At 47.5% G+C, this 26,022-nt stretch carries 26 protein-coding genes; 5 read left to right on the forward strand and 21 right to left on the reverse strand.

The genetic code is table 11. The annotated features are described in order from the left end of the window. Positions 1 to 200 precede the first annotated feature (200 nt). Together JNUCC22_RS13360 and dnaE are read right to left on the reverse strand one after the other, a co-directional pair. Positions 201 to 1,433, reverse strand: coding sequence for an NADP-dependent malic enzyme (locus JNUCC22_RS13360; RefSeq protein ID WP_038464145.1), 1,233 nt, complete (start codon positions 1,431 to 1,433; stop codon positions 201 to 203). Between the two features lie 139 nt (positions 1,434 to 1,572). Further along, positions 1,573 to 4,911: a DNA polymerase III subunit alpha gene (gene dnaE, locus JNUCC22_RS13365; protein WP_038464148.1), complete on the reverse strand. Its 3,339-nt coding sequence runs from the start codon at positions 4,909 to 4,911 to the stop codon at positions 1,573 to 1,575. Between the two features lie 142 nt (positions 4,912 to 5,053). Between dnaE and JNUCC22_RS13370 the strand changes: the two genes are divergently transcribed. From JNUCC22_RS13370 to JNUCC22_RS13380, 3 genes are all read left to right on the forward strand, one after another. Beyond that, entirely contained in the window at positions 5,054 to 5,395 is a 342-nt protein-coding gene (locus JNUCC22_RS13370) for a sporulation membrane protein YtrH (RefSeq protein ID WP_003152438.1), read from the forward strand. Further along, the gene (ytrI, locus tag JNUCC22_RS13375) at positions 5,392 to 5,895 is read left to right on the forward strand and encodes a sporulation membrane protein YtrI (RefSeq protein ID WP_007408062.1); all 504 of its coding nucleotides are present in this window, start codon (positions 5,392 to 5,394) and stop codon (positions 5,893 to 5,895) included. The genes JNUCC22_RS13370 and ytrI overlap by 4 nt, the downstream gene beginning before the upstream one ends. Before the next feature lie 105 nt (positions 5,896 to 6,000). Then, positions 6,001 to 6,192, forward strand: coding sequence for a YtzJ family protein (locus tag JNUCC22_RS13380; RefSeq protein WP_007408061.1), 192 nt, complete (start codon positions 6,001 to 6,003; stop codon positions 6,190 to 6,192). 17 nt (positions 6,193 to 6,209) lie between these two features. Here JNUCC22_RS13380 and JNUCC22_RS13385 read toward each other — a convergent pair whose 3' ends face one another. Beyond that, positions 6,210 to 7,151, reverse strand: a complete 942-nt coding sequence (locus tag JNUCC22_RS13385; protein ID WP_003152435.1) for a DHH family phosphoesterase — start codon at positions 7,149 to 7,151, stop codon at positions 6,210 to 6,212. A 116-nt stretch (positions 7,152 to 7,267) separates the two neighbouring features. Between JNUCC22_RS13385 and JNUCC22_RS13390 the strand changes: the two genes are divergently transcribed. Continuing rightward, positions 7,268 to 7,570: a YtpI family protein gene (locus JNUCC22_RS13390; RefSeq protein ID WP_216061793.1), complete on the forward strand. Its 303-nt coding sequence runs from the start codon at positions 7,268 to 7,270 to the stop codon at positions 7,568 to 7,570. A 28-nt stretch (positions 7,571 to 7,598) separates the two neighbouring features. Here the strand turns inward: JNUCC22_RS13390 and JNUCC22_RS13395 are convergent, their stop codons facing one another. The 14 genes from JNUCC22_RS13395 to sppA form a co-directional block, all read right to left on the reverse strand. Further along, positions 7,599 to 8,915 carry a CBS domain-containing protein gene (locus JNUCC22_RS13395; protein WP_012118175.1) on the reverse strand — a complete coding sequence of 439 codons (1,317 nt, stop codon included), beginning with the start codon at positions 8,913 to 8,915 and terminating at the stop codon, positions 7,599 to 7,601. Positions 8,916 to 9,053: 138 nt separating this feature from the next. Further along, positions 9,054 to 9,740, reverse strand: coding sequence for a metal-dependent hydrolase (locus JNUCC22_RS13400; protein ID WP_007408057.1), 687 nt, complete (start codon positions 9,738 to 9,740; stop codon positions 9,054 to 9,056). Positions 9,741 to 9,800: 60 nt separating this feature from the next. After that, positions 9,801 to 10,568 carry an SDR family oxidoreductase gene (locus tag JNUCC22_RS13405; RefSeq protein WP_216061794.1) on the reverse strand — a complete coding sequence of 256 codons (768 nt, stop codon included), beginning with the start codon at positions 10,566 to 10,568 and terminating at the stop codon, positions 9,801 to 9,803. Between the two features lie 137 nt (positions 10,569 to 10,705). Further along, positions 10,706 to 10,834 carry a hypothetical protein gene (locus tag JNUCC22_RS19635; protein ID WP_007408056.1) on the reverse strand — a complete coding sequence of 43 codons (129 nt, stop codon included), beginning with the start codon at positions 10,832 to 10,834 and terminating at the stop codon, positions 10,706 to 10,708. Positions 10,835 to 10,907: 73 nt separating this feature from the next. Next, a complete protein-coding gene (gene argH / locus JNUCC22_RS13410) occupies positions 10,908 to 12,284 on the reverse strand; it encodes an argininosuccinate lyase (protein WP_039254221.1) in 1,377 nt (458 codons plus the stop codon). Next, complete coding sequence (locus JNUCC22_RS13415) at positions 12,281 to 13,492, reverse strand: argininosuccinate synthase (RefSeq protein WP_003152428.1); 1,212 nt, start codon at positions 13,490 to 13,492, stop codon at positions 12,281 to 12,283. Before JNUCC22_RS13415 ends, argH begins: the two co-directional genes overlap by 4 nt. Before the next feature lie 152 nt (positions 13,493 to 13,644). Then, entirely contained in the window at positions 13,645 to 14,157 is a 513-nt protein-coding gene (locus JNUCC22_RS13420) for a MogA/MoaB family molybdenum cofactor biosynthesis protein (protein ID WP_216061795.1), read from the reverse strand. A 100-nt stretch (positions 14,158 to 14,257) separates the two neighbouring features. Further along, positions 14,258 to 15,445, reverse strand: coding sequence for an acetate kinase (locus JNUCC22_RS13425; RefSeq protein WP_007408053.1), 1,188 nt, complete (start codon positions 15,443 to 15,445; stop codon positions 14,258 to 14,260). Positions 15,446 to 15,755: 310 nt separating this feature from the next. Further along, positions 15,756 to 16,742: a class I SAM-dependent methyltransferase gene (locus JNUCC22_RS13430; RefSeq protein WP_007408051.1), complete on the reverse strand. Its 987-nt coding sequence runs from the start codon at positions 16,740 to 16,742 to the stop codon at positions 15,756 to 15,758. A gap of 61 nt (positions 16,743 to 16,803) precedes the next feature. Further along, on the reverse strand, positions 16,804 to 17,307 hold the full coding sequence (gene tpx, locus JNUCC22_RS13435) for a thiol peroxidase (RefSeq protein WP_007613091.1): 504 nt from the start codon (positions 17,305 to 17,307) through the stop codon (positions 16,804 to 16,806). 113 nt (positions 17,308 to 17,420) lie between these two features. Beyond that, positions 17,421 to 17,861 carry a GerW family sporulation protein gene (gene ytfJ / locus JNUCC22_RS13440; protein ID WP_003152423.1) on the reverse strand — a complete coding sequence of 147 codons (441 nt, stop codon included), beginning with the start codon at positions 17,859 to 17,861 and terminating at the stop codon, positions 17,421 to 17,423. A 12-nt stretch (positions 17,862 to 17,873) separates the two neighbouring features. Next, positions 17,874 to 18,563, reverse strand: a complete 690-nt coding sequence (locus JNUCC22_RS13445; RefSeq protein ID WP_174737996.1) for a DUF2953 domain-containing protein — start codon at positions 18,561 to 18,563, stop codon at positions 17,874 to 17,876. Positions 18,564 to 18,640: 77 nt separating this feature from the next. Beyond that, entirely contained in the window at positions 18,641 to 19,132 is a 492-nt protein-coding gene (locus JNUCC22_RS13450; RefSeq protein WP_007408048.1) for an RDD family protein, read from the reverse strand. A 13-nt stretch (positions 19,133 to 19,145) separates the two neighbouring features. After that, positions 19,146 to 20,153, reverse strand: a complete 1,008-nt coding sequence (gene sppA, locus JNUCC22_RS13455) for a signal peptide peptidase SppA (RefSeq protein WP_003152419.1) — start codon at positions 20,151 to 20,153, stop codon at positions 19,146 to 19,148. 181 nt (positions 20,154 to 20,334) lie between these two features. Between sppA and JNUCC22_RS13460 the strand changes: the two genes are divergently transcribed. Beyond that, a complete protein-coding gene (locus tag JNUCC22_RS13460; RefSeq protein ID WP_041482462.1) occupies positions 20,335 to 21,141 on the forward strand; it encodes an NAD kinase in 807 nt (268 codons plus the stop codon). Positions 21,142 to 21,157: 16 nt separating this feature from the next. On the opposite strand, the gene JNUCC22_RS13465 is transcribed toward JNUCC22_RS13460, so the two are convergent. From JNUCC22_RS13465 to thiI, 4 genes are all read right to left on the reverse strand, one after another. Further along, entirely contained in the window at positions 21,158 to 22,753 is a 1,596-nt protein-coding gene (locus JNUCC22_RS13465) for an amidohydrolase (protein WP_216061796.1), read from the reverse strand. A 23-nt stretch (positions 22,754 to 22,776) separates the two neighbouring features. Continuing rightward, positions 22,777 to 24,363: an acyl-CoA synthetase MbcS gene (locus JNUCC22_RS13470; protein ID WP_047936026.1), complete on the reverse strand. Its 1,587-nt coding sequence runs from the start codon at positions 24,361 to 24,363 to the stop codon at positions 22,777 to 22,779. A gap of 148 nt (positions 24,364 to 24,511) precedes the next feature. Then, a complete protein-coding gene (locus tag JNUCC22_RS13475; protein WP_007408043.1) occupies positions 24,512 to 24,733 on the reverse strand; it encodes an alpha/beta-type small acid-soluble spore protein in 222 nt (73 codons plus the stop codon). 80 nt (positions 24,734 to 24,813) lie between these two features. Then, on the reverse strand, positions 24,814 to 26,019 hold the full coding sequence (thiI, locus tag JNUCC22_RS13480; RefSeq protein WP_015418002.1) for a tRNA uracil 4-sulfurtransferase ThiI: 1,206 nt from the start codon (positions 26,017 to 26,019) through the stop codon (positions 24,814 to 24,816). Positions 26,020 to 26,022: the final 3 nt, after the last annotated feature.

Raw genomic sequence — 26,022 nt, forward strand, 5'->3', positions numbered from 1 at the left:
TTGCTGCAAAACAGACGGAAACGGACGGATTTCATACCGTGAAAAGCGTTGTTCAGCCTTATCTGTCAGCGTTTTCAAAAGAAATAAGGATTCTGCTGAAATTTTTTTAAGACCTGCCCTTAAAAAAATGCCAGCAGTCCGTATATTGAACAGCAGCGCGTTGTTTTTTTCCAACGCGCTGCCATTTCATTTTTGTGTTATTATTCGCCGATAACCGTGAGCTGTCTTGTTTTTTCAGCCACTTCCTCAGGATCGACCGTAATTCTGGCGACGCCCGTTTCCATCGCTGCTTTCGCAACAGCTTTCGCAACGGCAGGAGCCACACGTTTGTCAAATGGAGCCGGGATGACATAATCAGCGCTTAAGTCTTCCTCTGAAACAAGGGAAGCAATCGCTTCAACCGCAGCAATTTTCATTTCTTCGTTGATGTGAGTCGCGCGAACGTCAAGCGCCCCGCGGAAAATTCCAGGGAATGCCAGAACATTGTTGACCTGGTTCGGGAAATCAGAACGGCCTGTTCCGATTACGCTTGCGCCGGCTGCGCGCGCGTCTTCAGGCATGATTTCCGGATTCGGGTTGGCCATTGCGAAGATAATCGGATCTTTCGCCATGCTTTCCACCATTTCTTTCGTCAGCGCGCCTTCGACTGATACGCCGATAAAGACGTCTGCATCTTTAATGACATCCTGAAGCGAACCGTCGTTGCGGTCTTGGTTTGTAAACTTCGCCACTTCGTTTTTCACTGCGTTCATGCCGGCCGGACGCCCTTCGTAAATCGCCCCTTTAGAGTCGCACATTACGATGTTGCGTACGCCGAAATGGTAAAGAAGCTTGATGATCGCGATGCCTGCCGCTCCCGCTCCGTTTGCCACAACTTTAATGGATGACATGGATTTTCCTGATAATTTCAGCGCGTTTACAAGTCCGGCAACGGTTACGATGGCAGTGCCGTGCTGATCATCGTGGAAAACCGGGATGTTTGTTTCTTTTTTCAGGCGCTCTTCGATAATGAAGCAGTTCGGCGCCGCAATATCTTCAAGGTTGACACCGCCGAATGTCGGTGCAAGCAGCTTTACAGTGTCAATGATTTTGTCCACATCGTTTGTGTCAAGCGCGATCGGGAATGCATCCACGCCCGCGAAACTTTTGAACAGCACCGCTTTCCCTTCCATGACCGGAAGTGAAGCTTCAGGCCCGATATTACCGAGACCGAGAACGGCTGATCCGTCTGTTACGACTGCTACCATGTTCCCCTTCATTGTATAATCATATACTTTGTTTTTATCGTCATAAATCTCTTTACAAGGCTCAGCTACTCCGGGAGAGTAGGCAAGGCTTAAGTCATCTGCATTTCTGACTTCTACCTTTGCTTTTGATTCCAGCTTTCCTTGATTTACTTTGTGTAAATGTAACGCTTCTTCTCTTAATGACATTCTAAACACTCCTTTTAAGTACTTTGTTACATATTCTGCCGCATAGACTGGTACAATCGCTGGAGGTGAAAAATTTCAGAATCTTTAAATAAGATAGCACAATTGTTTCAATTGTATAACAAAACGATTATTGTTACCACTATTTTAACACGACGTTTTCGCGGCCCAGCAGCTCTTTTAAACGGTATAACGCCTGATGGTCCGCCTGAATATGAAAAGTATCCGGCAGCCTGATCGTCTGCTTGTCTTTTTCATAATAAAGATAAACGCCGGTTTCCCCTTTATGCTCCAGTAAAATACGCTTCATCTTTTCCAAAAACTCCTGATTGTGCCGGCTGCCTTCGATTTTGATGTAAACAGACGGCGCTCTGTCTGCCTCCGTCTGCTCAAGAAGAGAGGCGGATGACATGATGAATTGTGTCTTCTCCTGACGCTCTTCCATTTTTCCGGCGGCGAATAAAAGCGCGCCTTCCTTTAACAGCGGAGACAGCCTTCTATATTGGTCAGGAAACACGACGGCTTCCATTTCTCCCGTTTCATCGCTTAATGTGAGAAACGCCATATGCTGACCTGTCTTTGTCCGAATCGTTTTGATGCCCGCGAGCAAAGCGCCGATTGACAGCTGCCCCTTCGGCATCTGCCGCGCTGCTGTGATCGCTTGCGCCCCCCGTTTGTTCAGGAGATCCCTGAAAGCAGACAAAGGATGGCTTGAGAAATAAACACCGAGAGCTTCTTTTTCGAACCGAAGCTTGTCCACGAGCGGAAATTCCTCAGCCTCTACATATTTTGGCTTAATGGAGAACGATTCTTCCAAAAACAATCCCATTTGGTCATCGTCTGCACGAAAAAGTTCAGCGTGCTCTAAAGCCACATCAACGGAGGCCAGCAAGGCGGCGCGATTTTGATTGAATTCGTCCATGGCCCCAGAAAATATAAGGGCTTCGATGGTTTTCCGATTCACGCTTTTTGCGGGTACGCGAAAGCAGAAATCGAAAAGATCCTCGAACGGTTTATGTGTTCTTGCTTTATAAATATCTTTCACTGCCGAGACGCCTACGTTTTTAACGGCCCGCAAACTGTATCTGACGGCTCCGTTTTCCGGCGCAAACGGAAAACCGCTTTTGTTTATTGACGGCGGAAGGACTTGAATCCCGCTCCCCTTCGCTTCATGCAGATATTGCGATATTTTGTCCTCATTGCCGATGACGCTCGTCAACAGCCCGCACATAAAATATAACGGATAATGCGCTTTTAAATAGGCTAGCTGATAGCCGATCATGCTGTATGCGACAGCATGGCTTCTGTTGAATCCGTAGTTAGCGAATTTTACAATCAGATCGTAGACCTCGTTTGCAGTGACTACAGAATACTCCTTTTTTAAGCACCCTTCAACAAAATGGCTTCGCTCTCTGTCCAGAATGTCCTTTTGCTTTTTGCTGACAGCCCGTCTGAGCAGATCCGCTTCACCTAATGAAAACCCTGCCATGCGCGAGGCGATCATCATTATCTGCTCTTGATAGACGATGACGCCGTAAGTGTCACTGAGAATATTTCTTACGTCCTCGTGCGGCACTTCCACACGCGCGCGGCCGTGCTTCCGGTCGATAAATAACGGAATATTTTCCATCGGTCCCGGCCTGTAAAGCGCGTTAACCGCGACAATGTCTTCCAGTCTTGACGGCTTCAGGCGCTTCAGCACGTTTCTCATTCCTGATGATTCCAGCTGGAAAATACCCGTCGTATCACCGTTTGACAATAGCGAGAACGTTTTTTCATCCTGATAAGAAATCTCGGAAAAATCAATTTTCGTATTCGTCTCTTTTTCAATCATCGTTTTAATGGATTCAATAAGCGTCAAGTTGCGCAAACCTAAAAAGTCCATTTTTAAAAGACCGAGATCTTCCAAGTGATCCATCGCATACTGCGTTAAATACACGCCGTCATGCCCTTCTTGAAGAGGGACAACTTCAGAAAGCGGCTCTTTACTGAGAACGACCCCCGCCGCGTGTGTTGACGTGTGCCGCGGAAGACCTTCAATTTTCCTTGCGATCTGAAACACTTTATGAAGAACGGCGGATTCGGACAGCCTCCTGTTCAGCTGAGCGGACTGCCGCCTCGCTTCATCAAGCGTCATTCCCGGTTTTGACGGAATCAGGCGGGCAAGCTGGTCGGCTTCTTTCGGGCTGATTCCGAACACTCTCCCGGTATCCCTTAACGCCGCCTTTGCGGCCAATGTCCCGAAGGTGATAATCTGGGCGACGTGCATGGCCCCGTACTTATTTTGTACATACTGAATGACCTCATCCCTTCTCGTATCAGGGAAATCGATATCAATATCCGGCATGCTGATCCGCTCGGGATTAAGAAATCTCTCAAACAGCAGAGAATGTTTAAGCGGATCCACGTCGGTAATGAAAAGGGAGTAAGCGACAAGCGAGCCTGCCGCGGACCCTCTTCCCGGACCTGTCACAATGCCCTTTTCATGCGCGTACTTCATAAAGTCCCATACGATGAGAAAATAATCACTGAATTTCATGCGCCTGATGACGTCCAGCTCATATTCAAGCCGGCGGACAGCGCGCTCATCAGGAGTGCCGAAACGGAGGCGCAGCCCCTCATGACAGATCTCCGCCAAATAGTCATCGGCTGATTTGCCGTCCGGCGCCGGAAAAGACGGAAGCTGTGTCTGTCCGAGGCTGACATCGACCCGGCATTGCCGGGCGATACGCGCGGCTGCTTCAATCGCTTCCGGATGCCGCGTGTAAAGCTCTGCCATTTCTTCAGGCGCCCTCAAGTATAAGTCCGGCAGATTCCCGCTCTGATCCTCCCACTTCTCTCCGGCTTTAATAGCGCACAGACAGCGGTACGCATCTTGATCTTCTTTCTTGATATAACGGACATCCCCCGCAGCGCAGACAGCGATTTCCGTCTCGGCTGACAGGCGGAGAATCTCTTCTGATAACGTCTCATGTCCTTTAAACGGCTGATACCCTAAATAAAAACGGCCGTCTCCGAACAGCTCCCGGAATCCTTCGGCAGCCCGGACCGCTTCTTCAAACTTCCCGGCTTGAAGCAGGCTTTCAATGTAGCCGTTTTCACCGGGCGTAATGGCGATCAGCCCCTCATGATAGCTCTTCATCCATTTTCGCTTCATGCCGCCCTTTGCCATGGATTGCAGCGCACTTGAGATTTTCACCAGGTTCTGATATCCGGTGTTTGTCTCTGCTAAAAGAATGAGCGGATGTGCTTCAAGCTCCGTATCGTCCGTGTATATAGAAGCCGTCAGACCGATAATCGGCTTCATTCCGTTTGATTTGCATGCTTTATAAAACTCAATGGCGCCGTACATCACATTTTCGTCCGTCAGCGCCAATGATGAATATCCGAGTTCCTTCGCTTGTGTAACAAGCTCTTTTACAGAAGCGGCGCTGTTTAACAGACTGTAGCCGCTATGTACTTGCAGGTGAACAAAAGACAATGCCGCCACTCCTTTCCCATACGTTCATTTTGCCTTTCTACATTATAAGACGGGTTTTCTTAAGAAACAAATGTTCTTTTTTGACTCATCATCATACTTGTCCGTTTCGCTCAATATGATAGAAAAGTGAGGTGGTGTATATATGGATCAGGAAGCCGGATTTATGGCGAATTTCATCAGCAGTTATTTTATCGCCCTCGGTGTGTTGCTCGGCGGCGCGCTGATCGGCGGCCTCGGAGCTTATTTATCAGGCGAGCCTCCGCTGACGGCGATCACAAAATTGGCGAACAGGCTGAAGATCTGGGCACTTGTCGCGGCGATCGGGGGAACATTTGACGCGGTATACAGTTTCGAGCGGGGGCTGTTCGAAGGCAACACGCGCGACATCTTCAAACAGCTTCTTTTAATTATTTCAGCAATGGGCGGCGCGCAGACCGGCTGGCTGATCATTTCATGGCTGACCCAGGAGAATATGTCATCATGAGAATTCCCGAGTATTATAAAAAACCGGGATGGCAACGTTTTTTCGCGGGAATGATGTGCGGAGCTATCGTCAGCTGGCTGTTCTTTCTGTTTACATACGGAACGTTTCAGGAAGAACAAGTGACGTTAATTGAAAAGCAGCGTGAGCACGCGCGGGATTTAAAAAACCAAATCTCCATCTATCAGAAGGATCTTCATAAATTAAATGAGGATAATAAGCAAAGACTTCTCATCCAAAGTGTTGATGTGAAGCTGATCAATGGGGAAAAATACAGAATCGCCCAGCCTGACAAGATGAAATTTGAGGAACAAGTGAAAGATAATATTTCTGAAGTCATCACAAAAGATATTGAAAGCGTGTATAAAACAAAGGAGCTTTTAAAACGGACGATCGAAAACAAAATATACACCATAAATGAGAAGGAATTTAAAGCTGAAGTAAAGGAACTGACGATTTATACGAGATTGTCTGTCGAAATTCATATTTCTTTTGCGACGTAATTATGTCATTTTTAAAAATTTTCCATAGATCTGTCGCTTTTTTCTCCGCTTTTTTATAAACTGTAGATGAGACATTTTCAATGATTCTGAAGGGAGGAAGGGAAAATGGAGGTTTTTAGTGAACGACGCTTGGCAAAAGATCACGCAGCCCGAATCAGACAAGGCTATTCCGCATATGCAGAAACAGACACACTCGCTTCCCTCATAAAAAAAGAACTCCAAATCTGTAATCTCCGCGTCTACGAAGACCTGACTGATTTCGGCTGCTGGTTCATCCCCGTGACAGATGAACACTAAGAAAGAGGGTCTCCCCTCTACTTGTGTTCGTTACATACCTCTTCCAGATCAGCAAGAATCTGATCGGTTTCATCCCAGCTGAAGATGGATGCGCCGGCCGCAAGCGGATGTCCGCCGCCATTGTATTTCCGGGCAATTCCGTTGATGACCGGACCTTTTGAACGGAACCGGACTCTGATTTGATCGTCTTCTTCTACGAAAAACACCCAAGCGCGGATACCCGAAATATTTCCGAGTGTTCCGACAAGCTGCGACGCTTCAGAAGCGGTGGTTCCATATGTCTCCAAAATGTCTTTTTTAATGAACACGGAAGCGACGCCGTTTTCAGACAGTGACACATTTTGATAAATAAAGCCGTTAAGCTTCACCACATTTAATTTTGTTTCATACAATTGATTGAACAGCTCTGACGATGAAAATGGGAACTCAATGAGCTCTCCCGCGTATTTTAATGTCTTTTTTGTGGTGTTCGGGAATAAGAAACGCCCCGTATCACCGACGATACCCGCGTAGATCAGCTCAGCTGCTTTCGTATTCAGTTTCCAGCCGTGCTGCTTTCCTTCCAGGTACAGCTCATAGATCATTTCGCTTACGGAGCTTGCATTCGTATCGACCCATAACAGATCGCCATACGGATCTTCATTTGGATGGTGGTCTATTTTCATGAGCTTTGCGCCGGAATGGTAGCGCTGATCGTCGACCCTGCCTTGGTTTGCGGTGTCGCACACGATGACAAGAGCATCTTTATAGGTTTCGTCATCCACCTCATCGAGGGAATATAAAAAAGACAAGGACGGCTCAGGCTGTCCGACGGCAAAAATATTTTTTTCGGGATACGTTTCCCGCAGGATTTCCGTAAGGCCGCACTGTGAACCGTAGGCGTCCGGGTCAGGCCTCACATGTCTATGTAAGATAATGGTGTCATATAATGATATGGTTCTGATCAGTTCGGATTTCATCGCTTTCTCCTTTTCGTTTTTATTCATTTAATCATACTCTTTATCCATGGAAAAGGAAAATCTTTCAGCAACGGTATAAACGGTTTTGCAAACTCATATAATGGAGGATTTCATTTATGCTGGTTTTTGTTTTTCTCATCGGGCTTTCTGCCTGCTTTTACGTGTATTACAAAGTAAAAGGAATCCAGACGAAACGGGCGCTGGAAAAAGAATGTTTTTCGGCTAAATCAAGTATGGCATTAGGCGCGCTGGTGTTTTTGTACGGAGTAAACCAAATGATTCTGTTTCACTCCGTCCTGACCCTGGTCATCGGCGGCGTCTTCATTTTAATCGGAGCAGGCAGCACATGGGCCGGGTATAAAGCCTATAAGCATTATGAGCCCATCCACGCAAAGGAAGCGGAGAGGGACCACGCATAATGAATGCCAAGGGACCCGGGTGCGTCCCTTAACTTCTCTCCATCAGCTGCACCATGAGCATTGCTTTTGAAACGATGCCGCTCTGGCTTGACACTTCCACTTCCATTTTCCCGAATTTCCGGCCCGCCTCTAAAATGCGCGGTTTCACTTCAATGACCGACTCCATCTGTACGGGCTTCAGGAAGAAAATCGTAATGCTTTCAATGACCAGCTCGCCGCGTTTGCGGGAACGTAAAAATCGGCTGGCGGCCTGGGTTAAAATCGTCGTAAACACCCCGTAAGAAATCGTGCCGAGCTGATTGGTCATTTGCGGCGTGACTTCATATTGATAAACGGCCGGCGTTTTGTCATCTTCGTCTTCTTTAAATCCCCTTGAAACAATATCATCCAGCTTTTCCCCGACCTGAGGCTGCTTTTGAACCATTTGAAGCGCTTTTAAGACATCCTGGCGGCTGATCATTCCGATCAGTTTGTGATGCCCGTCTGTCACCGGAAGCACTTCAATTCCTTCCCAAACCATCATTTGAGCCGCTGAGGCGACAGATGTTTTCCCGATCACCGTGACAGGGTTTTTGGTCATTACTTTTTCAATCGGAACTGACCGGTCATGCCCCGCGATATCTTTCGATGTGAGGATTCCGTGGATTTTCATCTGCTGATCGATCACCGGGAAGCGGCCGTGTCCGGTTTCATAGTTTTTTTCGTACCATTTCTCCAGCTTATCCTTAGGGGACAGCGTCACTGTCCGATCTGCGGGCGTCAAAATGTCTTCCACGAGCACAATCTCTTTTTTTATGAGCTGATCATAGATCGCCCGGTTGATCATCGCGGCTACCGTAAAGGTATCGTAGCTCGTGGAGAGAATCGGAAGCTCAAGCATATCGGCCAGCTCGATAATGCTGTCGTCGGTATTAAACCCTCCCGTTACCAAAACAGCCGCGCCCGCTTCAAGCGCCTGGCGGTGGGCGTTGATTCGGTTCCCGACGATTAACAAGTTCCCCGCCGCCGTATAACGCATCATCGCGTCAAGCTCCATCGCGCCGATCACAAACTTATTCAACGTTTTATGCAGACCGGCTTTTCCGCCGAGCACCTGGCCGTCTATCACATTGACGACCTCGGCGTATGTCAGCTTTTCAATATTTTCTTTTTTCTTCTGTTCAATCCGGATGGTCCCCACACGTTCAATAGTGGAAACGAATCCTTTGTTTTCGGCTTCCTTAATGGCTCTGTAAGCCGTTCCTTCACTGACTTTCATTTCTTTCGCAATTCTTCTGACCGAAATTTTTTCACCGACAGGAAGCGAATCTATGTATGATAGGATTTGTTCATGCTTTGTTGCCAAGCGTTTCACCTCTAAGGACAGTCTTCTGCTTTTATTATAAGGGTACGGGGGATTCATTCGCAATGAGACGCCCGAAAAAAGGCGGCATCACAAAAAGACCTTCTGAATGCTTGATTCAGAAGGTCTTTGACACATATGTCAGGCAAGCTCAATGGTCTCGCCGACCGCCATGACTTTGCCGACGCCTCCGGGCAGACTTTCGGCGAAAGCGTCAGGGTCCTGTTCAATGACGGGGAATGTATTGTAATGGACGGGAACGACCTGTTTCGCTCTCAGCCACTCAGCCGCGAGTTTCGCATCTTCAGGGCCCATGGTGAAGTTATCACCGATCGGCAGAAACGCCAGGTCAATGTGATTCAGTTCCCCGATCAGTTTCATATCAGAGAACAGCGCCGTGTCCCCGGCGTGGAAAATCGTTTTGCCGTCAATCGTCAATAAAATCCCAGCCGGCATCCCCGTGTACGTAATGGTTTTGTTTTCTTCATCAGTGACCGCCGATCCGTGGAATGCCTGTGTCAGTTTCACTTTGCCGAAATCAAATTGGCGCGCCCCTCCGATATGCATCGGGTGGACCTTTAAACCTTTAAAGCCGAGATAAACGGCCAGCTCGTTCGGCGCAATAACGAGCGCATCGTTTTGTTTAGCGATCTGCTCTGTATCTCCGACATGGTCATTGTGTCCGTGAGTAAGCAGGATGACATCCGCTTTCACTTCTTCCGGTTTCAAATTTGTCAGACTGTTTCCGGTCAGAAACGGATCAAAAATAATGTTATGGGTTTTCGTTTCCACTTGAATGACAGAATGTCCGTGATAAGTCACTTTCATCGTTTTCACCTCATAAAAAATTAATATTTATCAAGTTCCCTTTTTGACAAACGAAAAAACTTACAGGGATTGATGCCTGTTAATCACATTCAGCCCGCCTGTTGCTTCAATGACCGTTCCGGTTACAAGATCGGAATCATCTTCACATAAAAAGGCGATGATTCTCGCAATGTCCTCTCCGGTTCCGGACCTGCCGATCGGCGTCTTTTCTTTGCCGATTTTCCGTCTTGCTTCCTCTATAGACGCTTCTTTCATATCTCCTACAATATCACCCGGGCAGACCATATTGGCCGTAATGCCTGATTCAGCTTCTTCAATCGCAATGGTTTTCGTTAACGAAGCCAATCCGACTTTAGCCGCTCCGAAAGCGGAACGGTGAAGCCAGCCGGGGGCATGGTCCGCTCCTTGAAAACCGTATGTAATAATCCGGCCGAACCGCTGCTGTCTCATGACCGGGATAACCGCTTTAAACAGATGGAAAACGGCGCTTAAATTCCCTTCAAGCATGTCATACCAATCGTCATCGGAGTAATCGGCAAGCTTTTTGCGCTCAAATATGTACGGCCCGGCATTGTTAATCAGTATGTCAATCCTTCCAAACCGCTGAAGGGCTGCATCGGCGATCCGCATGAGATCTTCTTTCCGGGTTACATCGCCCTTAACGAATTGCAATCTGTCATGGCACCCGGGATAATCCGCCTTCAGACAGGCGACCGCTTCTTCGTCTTGTCTGTAATTCACTGTGACAGAAAAGCCTTTTTCCAGAAGCATTTCAGTCACTTTTCGGCCCAATCCCTTTGTACCGGCAGTGATTAGAGCATGTCGCACATTGAATACCCTCCCCAGGCAACGTTGCCGCTTCAATAAAATCAAGACGTTTCTCCCTCTACTTTACTATAAACAAACGGCAATATCACTTTTTTGCACTTCGTCCGCACGAAAAAAAAGCCGTCTTTACAGACAGCTTAATTTTCTGAAGGAGCAGAGGCTTCCTCCATGCCGACATAACCGCTTTCGTATGCCTCTGAGATGAGCCTGGCCGTTTCTTCACTTTCTTTTTCATCATAGATGTAACGGTCTTGTTCTTTGCGCATTCCTTCTACCTCCCATCTTTATAGATGTAGGGTGTCTGATATGACGGGAAAATATGAAGGAAATTTCAGCAAATTAAATGCCGGCGCAGGCTTTTGCTTTTACGAGCGCCTGTTCTACCTGCTGAAAACCCGTTCCGCCGGCGCTCATTCTTTTTTCAACCGCATGATGCGGATCGAGCACGGTATAGATGTCTTCTTCAAAGAGACTGCTGGCTTGAAGGAATTCTTCAAATGCCATATCACTTAAATAGATTCCTTTTTCAATGCAGCTGTACACAAGCTTGCCGACCACTTCATGCGCTTCTCTGAACGGCATGCCTTTTTTAGCTAAATAATCGGCAAGTTCCGTCGCGTTTGAAAAATCTTGTTTTGTCGCTTGTTTCATGATGTCTTTGTTTACTTTCATCGTTTCAATCATGCCCGTGAAAATCTGAAGGCTTCCTTCAACGGTTTTCACCGTGTCAAACATGCCTTCTTTATCTTCCTGCAGGTCTTTGTTGTAAGCGAGCGGGAGCCCTTTCATAATCGTGAAAAGCCCCATCATATCACCGTATACGCGTCCGGTTTTACCGCGGATCAGCTCCGCCATGTCGGGGTTTTTCTTCTGCGGCATCATGCTGCTTCCCGTCGCATACGTATCATCCAGTTCAATGAACCTGAATTCCTGCGAGCACCATAGAATGATTTCTTCTGATAAACGCGAAAGGTGCATCATCAGCATGCTGCTGCCGCTTAAAAACTCGAGAATAAAATCTCTGTCACTGACTCCGTCAAGACTGTTCTCATAAATGGAGTCAAAACCGAGCAGCTCCGCCGAATAGTTACGGTCTATCGGAAACGTGGTTCCGGCAAGCGCCCCGCATCCGAGCGGCGATATGTTAATCCGCTTCATAGCATCGCGAAAACGCTCTTTATCCCGTTCAAGCATCCAAAAATAAGCAAGCAGATGGTGGGCGAAAGAAATCGGCTGAGCCCGCTGCAAATGGGTGTACCCCGGCAGAATGGTCTCGACATTGGCCTCCGCTTTTTCGATCAGCGCTTTTTGGAACTGTTCAATCAGCACGATGATATGTGAGACATGATCTTTCAAATACAAATGCATGTCGGTCGCCACCTGGTCATTCCGGCTTCTGCCGGTATGGAGCTTGCCGCCCAGCGGTCCAATTTCTTCGATCAGCATTTTTTCAATATTCAAATGGATATCTTCATAATCAACAGAGAATTCAAGCGTTCCTTCATCTGCTTTTTGCAGGAGGGTCTGCAGCCCCTGTCGGATGGCGCCTTCTTCTTCTTCCGTCAGAATGCCGCATTTTTTCAGCATTGCCGCATGAGCGAGAGACCCTGTAATATCCTCTTTGACTAAGTTTTGGTCGAATGTGATGGATGCGCCGAACTCATCGACCCACTTTTCCGGTGTTTTTTGAAAACGGCCTCCCCAAAGCTTCTTCATGCTTCAATCTGCTCCTTCTTTTTCACAATGCTGTTTACTTTTGTCGGCAGCCCCCAAAGCTCAATGAAACCGATTGCCGCGTGATGGTCAAAAGCATCGTCTTTTGTATATGTCGCAAGTTTTTCATCGTAGAGTGAATATTCCGACTTACGTCCTTCTACAATGGCATGGCCTTTAAACAGCTTGACGCGCACGACGCCGGTGACGTGTTTTTGGGTTTCTTTCAAGAATGCAAGCAGCGCGTCTTTTAACGGCGAGAACCATAAACCGTTATAGATGATTTCAGACAGTTTTTGTTCAATTGCCGGTTTGAAATGGGCCACTTCTTTCACTAAAGTCAGATCCTCAAGTTCTTTGTGAGCCGTAATCAAAGTCATGGCGCCCGGGCACTCATAAACTTCACGGGACTTAATGCCGACCAGGCGGTTTTCCACATGGTCAATCCGGCCGATGCCGTGTTTTCCGGCAGTCTCGTTCAGCTTGAGAATTAAATCAGCGAGCGGGTAGGTTACGCCGTCGATTGAAACCGGAACACCGGCTTCAAATGCGATTTCGATGATTTCCGGAACGTCCGGCGTGTTTTCAAGAGATGCTGTCAGGTCATATGCCCCTTCAGGCGGCGCCGCCCACGGGTCTTCTAATATACCGCATTCATTGGCGCGTCCCCATAGGTTCTGGTCGATGGAATACGGGCTGTCAAGATTGATCGGAATCGGTATGCCGCGGCTTGCGGCATATTCAATTTCTTCTTCACGCGACCATTGCCACTCACGGACCGGAGCAATGACCTCCAGATCAGGATTTAATGATTTAATGGATACTTCGAAACGCACCTGATCGTTGCCTTTTCCCGTGCAGCCGTGCGCTACGGCCACCGCGTTTTCCTTTTCCGCGACTTCAACGAGTTTTTTCGCGATCAACGGACGGGATAGTGCAGATACGAGCGGATACTTGCCTTCATACATTGTATGGGCCTGCATAGAAATGAGCGCGTACTCCCGGGCGAATTCTTCTTTCGCATCAATCACATAGGAATTTACGGCGCCTACTTCCAGCGCTTTTTGCTGAACGAATGCCAAATCCTTTCCTTCCCCTACGTCTAAGCAGCAGGCAACAACATCGTATCCCTGTTCTTGCAGCCATTTTATCGCTACAGAAGTATCAAGACCTCCTGAGTATGCCAATACAACCTTTTTTTGTTCTGCCATGTTAAAAGCTCCCTTTTGTATAAAAATTAGTTTTAATTAATAAAAATGCATCTTGTATGTATACACTGTAACAAGTAAATTCTGTTTTTTCAAGCCTTTTATAAAAAAAACCCCACCCAATTTTTTGAGCGGAGCAGAGCCTTTTTATACATTTATAAATCTTTTCGGATTTCCCGGAGCACATGAGGCAGTTCAGGAATAATCAGTTTACTCATTGCAAGCTTTACGGCGCCTGAGGAGCCGGGCGTGCAGAAGACTGCGGTATTTTGGATCACACCCGCTGCCGCTCTGGACAAAATGGCGGCGGAACCGATGTCCTCCGTATAGCTCAGCATGCGGAACAGCTCGCCGAATCCCGGAAGTTCTTTTGAAAACAGCGGCGTGACCGCTTCAATTGTGACATCCCTTACGGCAATGCCCGTCCCTCCGTTTAACAGCACCGCATCTGTATATTCATCCATACAGCCGGATAAAACGGCTTTCTGCAATTCATCTTTTTCATCTTTAACAATGTCATAAGCGACCGTTTCAAATCCCGCTTCCCTGAGGAAGTCCATCATGACGCGCCCACTCTTGTCGGTTTCTTTCGTTCTCGTGTCGCTGACTGTAATCACCTTGCAGCGCACGGCTGACGGGGCTTCTTGTTTATGTTCATGCACACTCATTGCTTCACCTCATCGTTTATGTAATAAACATATCGTAACGTTTGATTCTGGGGCATTCAATAAAAAAGCACACCCTAAAAGGATGTGCTTTTTTTGATCATTACTGTGCAAGGCGGACAACGTCGCGTGCGATCATGACCTCTTCGTCAGTCGGAATGATCATGACTTTGACAGGAGAGTGAGGGTAGCTGATAAACGCTTCCTCGCCGCGCACGTTGTTCAGCGCAGGATCCCAATATACACCCATGAATTCTAAGCCGCGAAGCACGCGTTCTCTGACTTCAACGCTGTTTTCACCGATACCCGCAGTGAAAATAATCGCGTCAACGCCGCTCATTCTCGCAGCGTAAGAACCGATGTATTTATGGATTCTGCTTGCAAACACTTCAAGAGCCGTTTCCGCTCTTTCGTTTCCTTCTTTTGAAGCTTCTACGATATCGCGAAGGTCGCTGGAGAAACCGGATACGCCAAGCAGTCCGCTCTTTTTATTTAACGTATTTAATACTTCATCTGCCGTCTGATCCGTTTTTTCCATAATGTACGGAATCAATGCAGGGTCGATGTTTCCTGAACGTGTTCCCATCGCGACACCCGCAAGCGGTGTGAAGCCCATTGACGTATCAATGGATTTTCCGCCTTCTACCGCCGCGATACTTGCGCCGTTACCGAGGTGACAGGAAATCAGACGCAAATCTTCAAGCGGGCGGCCGAGAAGCTCAGCTGCGCGCTGTGTCACGTATTTATGAGATGTGCCGTGGAAACCGTATTTGCGAATGCCGTATTTCTCGTAGTATTCGTACGGTAGGCTGTACAGGTAGGATTGTTCAGGCATCGTTTGGTGGAACGCCGTATCAAACACTGCAACCGCAGGCACATTCGGAAGCACTTCTTTAAAGGCTTTAATGCCGACGATGTTAGCCGGGTTGTGAAGCGGCGCTAGTTCTGAAATCTCTTCAATCTCACGGATTGTTTCATCCGTAAGCAAAACAGAATCGCTGAATTTTTCTCCGCCGTGAACCACACGGTGGCCGATTCCGTCAATTTCATTTAGATCCTTTATAATACCGAATTCAGTCAGCTTGTGAAGCAGCATCTTCACCGCAACCGCATGATCCGGAATATCTGTCACTTCTGTATTTTTTTCGCCGTTAACAGAGATTGTGAAAACGCTGTCGGCGATACCGATCCGTTCTACTAAACCTTTTGTTAGCACCTTTTCTGAAGGCATTTCGAATAACTGAAATTTTAAAGATGAGCTTCCTGCGTTAATTGCAATAATTTTAGACATAAATGACGCTCCTATCAAAATTCTTCTTCGTTTGTTCGTTCTTTTTTCCCAGACCATAACTGCAGTCCAAAAAATATCTGACTTTTCCATTTAAACATTGTCAACTCAGCATTTCAAGTCAACATCCACATTGGTACCGCTTACAATATGAAGTCGATATTTTCTGATAAATTTCATTTGTGCCAAATGGACGGCACGGTCTTACGGAATGTTATTTTCTTTCCTTAATTTGTGTTATCGTCCTGATTCCCATTCATTTTAAAAAGCAAAAGCAGCGCGGGATTTTGCATCTCACACTGCTTTTTCGCCATTATTTTTCTTTTTGAATCCATTGATCCAATTTTGCCGTCATCTCCCGCATCGCCTGCTGGTTCGCAAAAGAAGGAAGATTCGCCAAAAGCGCTTGTTTCGGTGGCTTTGCGTCTTCGCCTTTTTTCTGCAAGATTAAAATGCTCTTTGCCTGCGCTTCGTCTTTAAACATAGTAGCCGGCAGCTGAAGAAGGGCGTTGATATACACTTTTTCCGCAAAAAACCGCTTCAGTTTATCGCTTTGCGCGCTGTCAAACAGATGGTTCGGAATCATAAAAAATAAGTATCCGCCCGGTTTTGTATGTTTGACGCTCTGCTCAATAAATAAGTGGTGAGCGAAAGAGTGGCCTTCATCCGCTTTCAGCTCAAACGCTTCAGCGCCTTCGTCATTCGGATAGTAGCCGACCGGCAAATCGCAGATGACCGCATCGGCCGGTTCGATAAATAACGGCTGAAGACTGTCCTGGCAGAACAGCTCCATTTCTTTTTCCTGCAGATTCGCCTGAGCATAAGCGATCTTCAGAAGGACATCGTCGATTTCAATGCCGAAGCTTTTTGCCGCTTTGTCAGAAAGCTGGTTTGCCGCGGTCAGCAGAAGATTTCCGGTGCCGCAGGCGGGGTCCAGCAATGTCAGGCCTTTTCGGCCGCCCGTAAATTTATTCACGAGGTAACTGATGAAAATGCCGATCGTATCAGGCGTCATCTGTCTGTTCGGATGGGACTTATCTTTCAGCCCTTTTAAAATGGCGAGCTGGAACGCCTTGCGGATCCATTCATGCTCCCACTTTCTGAAGTCTGCTTTCGCGAGCAGGCTGTTAAGCTCGCCGGTTTGCTTTTCCTGAAGCGGAAGCTGGTCGGCCTTTTCAAGAAAATACATTTCTCCCGCTTCCGCAAGCCCCTCAATATAAGAAATCTGAAGGCCTTCTGCTATCACTTGGGCGGCTTCATCTAAAAGTTCATAAATCTGACCGACATGGTCGTGTTGCATGCTGTTTCCTCCTTGCCATGAAAAGAGCTCCGCGGCAGCACCCGGAGCTCTTTTTCTCTCTTTACTTGATTAACGCTTTTGCAGCTTCGATAGGCTTTTCATAATTCGGGTGGTTTGTCGCTTCGCTTACGTATTCCGCGTAAACGACTTTTCCGTCCTGATCAAGGACAAATACGGAACGTGCCAAAAGACGAAGTTCTTTGATGTGAACACCGAATGCTTCACCAAATGACATCTCTTTATGATCCGATAATGTTTCCACTTTATCAATTCCGTTCGCTCCGCACCAGCGCGCTTGTGCAAACGGAAGGTCGGCGCTGATTGTATAAACGTTCACATCACCGAGTTTTGCGGCTTCTTCGTTGAAGCGGCGTGTCTGCGCGTCACATACGCCTGTGTCAATGGAAGGAATAACGGATATGATCGTTACTTTCCCTTTCATATCTGCTAATGTCTTCTCTTCTAATCCGTTTGTCAGAACCGTGAAGTCAGGAGCTTGGTCCCCCGGTTTCACTTCTTGTCCGATCAGCGTCACGGCTCCGCCTTTAAATGTAATTTCAGCCATTCTGATTCCTCCCTTTATATGTATAGCTCTATCATAGTCGAGTTTTATGCAAACTGCAAAGGTTATGCCGCATCGTAAAAAAAGCTAACTGCGGGCGGCAGTTAACTTTTCTGTTATAAATCGATATCCGTTCTTTTTTGGTTCCGGCCTTTTTCATTCTTTTTAAACATATGCTGGATGCGTTCAATCGTTTGAGGCGCGGAGTCTAACAGTTTATCAATCAGGTGGGTGTTTTCGTCTAAATGAAGCATGCGCACGCCGTTTGTTCCGACAATCAGAAACGCAATCGGCGTAATGGATACTCCGCCGCCGCTTCCGCCGCCGAACGGGAGCTTCTGCTCTTTTCTTTCATCATCATCGGTTCTTTTTTCAGCCGGCTTTCCTCCAAACTCGCTTCCGCCCGCCGCAAATCCGAAGCCGACCTTTGAAACCGTTAAGATTACGCTGCCGTCAGGCGTTTCAACAGGATCGCCGATGATTGTATTCACGTCAATCATTTCTTTTAAATTTTCCATAGCGGTTTTCATTAAACCTTGAATGGGATGGTCTGCCATATGCGCTCCTCCTTAAACTGATGAATCATTCTTTGAAGCAACCGGAACCGGCTGTTTCTTTCGTATGATAGAAAGTCCGTTCCGCCCGTATTTGAGCAATTTGAAAGCTGCACCTATAAGATGTCCAAAACGAAAAAAGAATATACACTGCAAATGCGTCTTGGATGCAGGCACTTGAAAAGACGGAATGACTTCGCACACCGGTTTATGTATGAAACGCAGATGATCATACAGCATCGCCGTAAGTCCTCCCTTTACGGCCCACAATCCGCCGGCGGCGATTCCAGTAACGGCGGCGTCCTTTATTCCGATAACCGTCACCCATTCGAACTTCGTAACACGGACTCCCGCAAGAAATGAAGCGACGATTTGGCGCATCTGAAAGACTTGGTGCAGAATCATTTCTATTCTGTGAATGCTCTGTTTGACATCTTCATATGTGATTTTTTTCTTCTCTTTTTTCTGACCTTTCATTTCTGATTTTGTGTCCTGTTTGACATCAATTGACGCGTCTTCGCTGTTTACTTTAATGACGGGCAGCGTTTTTTTAATACGGATCAGCCCGTATAAGGCCGAGATTTTAAACGTCAGTTTGTCGTTATCTTTATCGTGAAGATATTCGAAAGTCAGGTGGATTTTCATCCTCATGAGCAGCCAGGCTAAAATGAGAATGAGAATAACAGCTGCTGCGGCATATCCCATAAGCTTCACTTCCTTAGCAGCATTATCGCCAAAACCAAAAAAAATAAACCCGGACGTTTATTCCGGGTTTACTGCTTTTATTTGCGGTACAGCGCTTCGTGAATCACCGTTGTGTCGGCGATCAGATCATGAATGCCCTGCTTTTTGGGCGTAAACGCAATGACGATATAGAGAATCCAGATTTTATCGATATAACGCCCCACCGCTTCTCTGAAAATGACGGTGCTCCAAGTCAGCGGCTTTCCGGGCGTCAAAGAAGTGACCTTTAACCCGAAGACCATCTTGCCGAGTGTCTGATGAAACCATTTCGTCATGAACACAAAATAGGCGAGGTAGACGATCAGGGTTGTGACGGAATAAGCTGAGATTGTAAACATTCCGCTTGTTGCCGGGAGCTTCATCAGCGTGAAAATCGGTGAAACGATGAGATGGTTAAGTCCCCAGACCACCAGCCAATCAAGAAGAAACGCCCAAAACCTGATCCAAAAGCCCGCATATGCCTGCTCGGGCGCCCTCTGTTGTTCGGCTTCCTCTTCTTTGCCGTGAAAGCCTTCGTAAGTCGCGTCCATTCTTTCTTCCCCCCTACTTTGCATAGAGATACATCATCCGCGGCGAACCGGATTGCGAAATGAGTTCTTTCATATTCAGAAAATCAATTTCGCTTTTAAACATTTTCGCTGCGCTCATGGAAAAGAGCGAGCCTAATCCGAATCCTTCCTCGTATGTGATGACTGAAGCGTTTTTCATATTTTTATGGTCCTTTTTCATCGCGCTGATCGTATCATCGTAAAAACCGAGCTCATCAACGAGGCCGATTTTTTTCGCTTGTCTGCCGTCGTAAACACGGCCGTCGGCAATTTTTTTCACATCCGCTTTTGACATGTGCCGGCCTTTTGAAATGACATTGACAAATCCTTCATAAGAATCGTTGACCATTGTCTGCATGATCTTTCTTTCTTCCTTCGTCATGTCGCGGGTCGGGGACATGATGTCTTTATGCGCGCCGCTTTTAATGGTTTCAAACTTGATGCCGAGTTCATCGGCGAGCTTGGAATAATTGACGCTTTCCATGATGACGCCCAGTGAACCCGTGAGCGTTTCCGGTGAAGCATAGATTTTATCGGCGGCCGTTGAAATATAGTAGCCTCCCGATGCCGCCATGGAGCCCATGGATACATAAATCGGTTTCTTCGTTTCTTTCTTTAGTTCTTCCAGTTTTTTATGTATTTCCGCGCTTTCGTACACGCCTCCGCCGGGGGAATTGATTTTCAGCACAATTCCTTTGACGCTTTTGTCTTCTTTCGCACGCTCAACCTGTTTTAAAAATGATCTGTGATCATACCCGCCTGAGCTGAGCAGGCCAGCGGACCCGCCGTTATCCTCAATCGTGCCGTCCACTTCAAGCACGGCGATTTTACTGCCGGGGCTGCCCTTATCCAGCGTCACTTCCTCTGTGTCATCTGTCAGTGATGCAAAGTCAGACCCTGTATCCCCGATATTCTTCAGCACCCCGACGGTCACACTTGCAATGACTGATACGCCGAAAATGCCGAGCGCGATGACGAGCGCAATCCATCTTTTTGCATTCATTTGTTCTCCTCCTTTTCTGTCAATATTCGTACGTTCCCCCGTAAAAAAAGATTCATTTTTTTCATGAAGCGCTTTCCCTTAACGGATAAACAGGAAACATGTTACACTATTGCCACAGGTATTTTAACACAATACCTGCTGGGAGAAAAACGTAAATATGACAGCAAAGGGGAATGGGGATATGACCGATCTTCGCCGCAATGTTTATTTTTTTCACAAACAAAACAACGAAACAAAAGAACAAGTCAGCTCTTTGAAGCAGCTTGCTGAATCGCACGGTTTTACAGTTGCGGCTCAACCGGAGGATGCCGGAATTATCGCCAGCGTCGGCAGCGACGGCTCATTTCTGCAAGCCGTCAGAAAAACCGGATTCCGTGATGACTGCCTGTATGTCGGCATCGCTAAAAAAGGGAAAGCCCATTTGTACTGTGATTTTCACAGCGATGAACCTGAAAAAATGGCGGCCAGCATGACCGCGGAACAGCTTGAGGTCAGAAAATACCCGCTCATTCACGTAACGGTGGACGGCAGCAATCATTTTCACTGTTTAAACGAGGTTTCCATCCGTTCAAGCATTATTAAAACGTTTGTGATGGATGTGTTAATTGATGATCTTCATTTTGAGACGTTCAGAGGAGACGGGATGATCATTTCCACCCCGACGGGCAGCACTGCCTACAATAAATCTGTTTCAGGCGCCGTTGTTGATCCTTTGATTTCCTGCATGCAGGTATCCGAACTGGCGTCGTTGAACAACAACACATACCGTACACTCGGATCTCCGTTTATTTTAAGCTCAGACCGGAAGCTGACACTGCAGGTGGTGCAAGACGGCAATGAGCATCCGATTATCGGGCTTGATAATGAAGCGCTCAGCACGCGGAATGTCAAAAAGGTTGAGATTAGACTATCCGATAAAAAAATCAAAACGGTGAAACTGAAAGACAACTCTTTCTGGGAAAAAGTAAAACGATCATTTTTATCATAAAAAAAGAGGACGGGCATCACTGCCTGTCCTCTTTTTCATATACGATACGGCCGCCGACGACGGTTTTGACAGCTTCCAATTCATGAAGCTTTTTCGGGTCCGTCCTGAACGGATCACCGCTGAGTACGGTAAAGTCGGCATCATAGCCGGGGGCGATCCGTCCGCGGCTATGTTCTTTACGGATGATGGCCGCGCTTCCCTCCGTGTAAAGCTGAATGGCTTCGTACACGGTCAGACACTCTTTTTCATAATAGGCCGGACCTTCCGGGTGCTGCTTGCTCGTACGGAGCACAGCCGATTGAATGCCCAGAAGCGGATCGACCGGCTCAATCGGGGCATCTGAACCTCCGGCGCACAGCAGCCCTTTTGACAGCAGTGTTTTCCAGGCGAAAGCCGTTTTCATCCGCTCTTCTCCGAGCCTGTCAATCACCCACGGAAAATCACTGGCCACAAAATGCGGCTGAAGATCAAGTCCGATCGGCAGCCGGGCGGCTCTTTCAATCAATCCGTCATCTAATACTTGCGCATGAATGAGCCTATCTAGCTGTCCGGGCTTTGCCGGGTATCTTTCGATAACATCCAGCACCTTTTCAAATGCAAGGTCGCCAATCGCGTGCACGGCGATCTCCAACCCTTTCTCTCTCGCTTTATAAACAAGAGCGGCAAGGATTTCGTCATCATGCACCTGAACGCCGGAAACTGACGGATCATCATGATAAGGCTTTTTCAATAGAGCGGTTCTGCCTCCGAGCGCGCCGTCAGCAAAAATTTTCATCGCTCCGTATTCCAGATAAGGTCCGGTCGATTTATCCAGAGCGCTCCAGCTGTCGACGGCTTCGTGATGTACGAGCAGATGGGCGCGAAAAGGATAAAGGCCGCTGCCGGTTAATGACTCGTACGCGGCAACGGGAACGGACGCGTCTCCGTAGTATGCCAGGTCTTCTGAATGCCCGCCGGTCAGGCCTTTTGACCAGCAGTCCGTAATCGCCGTTTGAAGCGCGCGTTTGACATAGTGAAGTGAGACGGGCGGCAGGGCCTGTGTCACAAGCTCTTGGGCTTTATCCAGCAGGAGGCCTGTCGGACCGGTGCCGTCCCGGACGATAATCCCGCCGTTTGGATCAGGTGTTTCGTTTGTAATTCCCGCCGCGCGCAATGCGGCCGAATTAACCGCCGCGGCGTGCCGGCATACCCGCTTCAGCAGGACGGGGCGGTCGGGAAAGAGCGGGTCAAGGTCATGCTTGGTGACGTAATCCGGCTGTTCAAACAGATTTTCATCCCAGCCTTCGCCGATCAGCCATTCGCCATCTTCCAATTCACGCTCTGCTTCTTTTGCGGCCCGCAGTATCGCTTCTTTTGACGTCAGCTGCGACAAATCGAGGCGAAGCTGTTTTTCCCCGTGTCCGATTAAATGCATATGACTGTCCGTAAACCCCGGGAACATGACAGCCCCATGTAAATCGATTTCCTCCGTATCAGGCGAACCGTATGTTCCTTGGAGCTCCCGGAAGCTGCCCGTCTGCCTGACGACGCCTTCTTCGGTATAAATGGCTTCAGTGACATGATTCTTGTCCAGCATTGTATAGATGGTGCCGCCGTGCCAAATCGCTTTCATCCCCGCTCACCCTTTATCCTGTATTATGCTTTTTTATCAGCCTTCAGCCGTTCTTCACGCTGTCTCAGCTCCACACGTCTGATTTTTGCGGACGCCGTTTTCGGCAGGCTTTCGACAAACTCAATTTCTCTCGGATATTTGTAAGGCGCCGTAATCGTTTTTACGTGGTTTTGCAGTTCTTTGACAAGTTCATCACTGCGCTTTTCATCGTCTTGTAAAACGACATAGGCTTTTACGATTGAACCTCTGATTTCATCCGGGCTCGCCACGACGGCACATTCTTTCACTTCCGGATGCTTCACGAGCGCGTCCTCTACTTCAAAAGGCCCGATTGTATATCCGGAGCTGACGATGATGTCATCATTGCGGCTCTCAAACCAAAAGTAGCCGTCCTCATCTTTTTTCGCGCGGTCTCCTGTAAGAAAGTAATCTCCGCGAATCTGCTTTTTCGTTCTTTCGGGATCTTTATAATATTCCTTGAATAAGGCCGGTGTGCTCAAATGCACGGCGATATCGCCCGTTTCGCCAGTTTCGCATATTTCGCCTTTATCGTTTATAATCTCCACTTGATTTCCAGGGGTCGGTTTGCCCATGCTTCCCGGCTTAATATCCATATCCTTCAGGACGCCGACTAACAGGGTGCTCTCCGTTTGGCCGTATCCGTCTCTCACTTTAATGCCGAAATGCTTTCGGAATACGTCAATGACTTCCCGGTTTAATGGCTCACCCGCAGAAACTGCGCTGTGAAGGCCAGAAAGGTCATATTTGTCTAACTCCTCCACTTTTGCCATCAGGCGGTATTCCGTCGGGGTACAGCAGAAGACATTTACTTGATGGCGCTCCAGCAGCTCTAAATACGTCTTGGCGTTGAATCTGCCGTGATAAATGACTCCTGTCGCGCCGCTTCCCAGAATTGCGAGCAGCGGGCTCCACACCCATTTCTGCCAGCCGGGCGCCGCGGTGGCCCACACTGTATCGTCTTCAGAAATATCCAGCCATGCACCGGCTGATGTTTTTAAATGGGCAAAGGCCCAGCCGTGTGTATGTACAACGCCTTTAGGCTGGCCGGTCGTGCCTGAAGTATAGGACAAAAACGCCATGTCTTCTCTTGTTGTATCAGCTGTTTGAAAACTGTCTCCATCCGCTTCAATCGTTAGGAGGTTTTTCCAGCCGGCATCATTTTCACCGATTGACAATGTCACCAGCTGTTCGGTATTCACCTCGTCAAACGCGTTTATAAATGAAGGATAAACGATAGCGCCTTTCACTTCGGCGTGTTTGATCCGGTATTCAAGGTCTTTGGCGCGCAGCATTTCCGAGCAAGGAATGACGACCATCCCCGCTTTTAAGATCGCTAAATAAACGGCATACGCTTCAAGCACTCTCGGAACCATGACAATCAGCTTATCGCCTTTTTCAAATCCGAGACCTTTCAGACGGGCTCCGATTTTATTCGTTTCTTCCATCAATTTTTCATACGTCCAGACTTTCTTGCCGCCTGTTTGATCTTCCCAAATAAGCGCGTTCTTCTCTTTGGAACGGCTGAACTTTTCGATTTCATTTACAAGGTTATAGTTCTTTGGGGCGATTAAATCTTCTCGTTTTAACACGAACAACTCCTCACTTTCTTTCCCCATTATACATAAACATAGGCCATTACAATAAAAATATGCATAAATTGCTTCCCGCCTTCTATCTATTCCCATGAAAAAAGAGCGGGGAATTCCCCGCTCTCTTAGCCATTATGTGAAGTTGTGATTAAAACTGCTGCTGGCTGCTTCCGCCCATGCTTTGCTGAGCAAAAGAGACAAGACGTTTTGTGATTTCTCCACCGACAGAACCGTTGGCGCGAGAAGTTGTTTCCGGTCCAAGGTTTACACCGAATTCAGAAGCGATTTCATACTTCATTTGGTCGATAGCTTGAGCAGCGCCTGGCACTAAAAGCTGGTTGCTGTTTCCGCTGTTTGATTGTTGTGACATGTGTATCACCTCCTTGTGAGTATAGAATGTGATAAAACACATGTCTTCATTCAAAAAAACTTTGGTAATTGTATACAGTTTTAAAACAGGCCGGCAAACTTATCGTGAGCTTCCTGCTCCGAGTAAACAGTGATGGTTTCGATGCCGGCAGCGGCCTCTGCAATCAGCGGTTCAAAATCAACGAAGCTTTCGAAGTGCTCGATTTTTTCTTTTTTCGGACGTGTCTTCGGACTTGGCGGCGTAAAGATGGTGCAGCAGTCCTCAAACGGCTGAATGCTTGTTTCATAAGTGCCGATTTCTTTTGATTTCTCGATGATTTCTGTTTTGTCCATTCCGATTAAAGGGCGCAAAACCGGCGTTGCCGTCACCGCATTGATCGCATACATGCTTTCAAGCGTCTGGCTCGCTACCTGCCCGAGGCTTTCTCCCGTAATGATCGCGAGCGCTTTCCGTTCTTCTCTGATTCTGTCCGCGATTTGCAGCATAAGACGCCGCGTCGCCGTCATCGTATAGTTCTCCGGGATTTGTTTTTGGATGAGTTCCTGCGTCTTTGTAAACGGCACGATATGAAGTGTCATACTGCCGCCGAACTTCGCAAGGCATCCCGCGAGATCCATGACTTTCTGCTTTGCCCGTTCACTCGTATACGGCGGACTGAAGAAATGTACCGCTTCAACTGATAATCCCCGTTTCATCGCGTAAAAACCGGCGACCGGACTGTCAAAACCGCCGGAAAGCATCAGCATCGCTTTACCCGCGGAACCGACAGGAAGGCCTCCGGCGCCTTTTTCGTTACGAATGGTCAGGAATGTCGCTTCCTCCCTGATTTCAATCCGAAGCGGAATATCGGGATGTTTCACATCGACGGTTAATCCATCCGTGTTTTTCAAAATATGGCCGCCGATTTCAGCGTTCATCGCATTCGTATCTAATTCAAACTGTTTGTAGGCCCGTTTGGTCTCGACCTTAAACGTATTCCCCGGTTTATATTCGCCTTCTATCGCGGCTAAAGCCGTTTTTTTAATGTCTTCCAGCTTGCTTTCGCATTTAATTGCGAGACTAAAGCTTTGAATGCCGAATATATTCTTTAATAAGGAACAAATTTCCTCCGGGTTTTCTCCATTAAGTGTAATTGACATCCGGTCCCGGTTTGAAAAGTATTTTACTTTTTTATAATCCTTTAATACCAGGCGGATATTCTGTTTTAATCTTTCAATAAAACTGCGTCTGTTTTTTCCTTTTGTGGATATTTCACCAAAACGGATTAAAATATGATCGTAATTCATATG

This window comes from Bacillus sp. JNUCC-22 (assembly GCF_018861275.1).
In the GTDB taxonomy this organism is placed as follows: domain Bacteria; phylum Bacillota; class Bacilli; order Bacillales; family Bacillaceae; genus Bacillus; species Bacillus velezensis.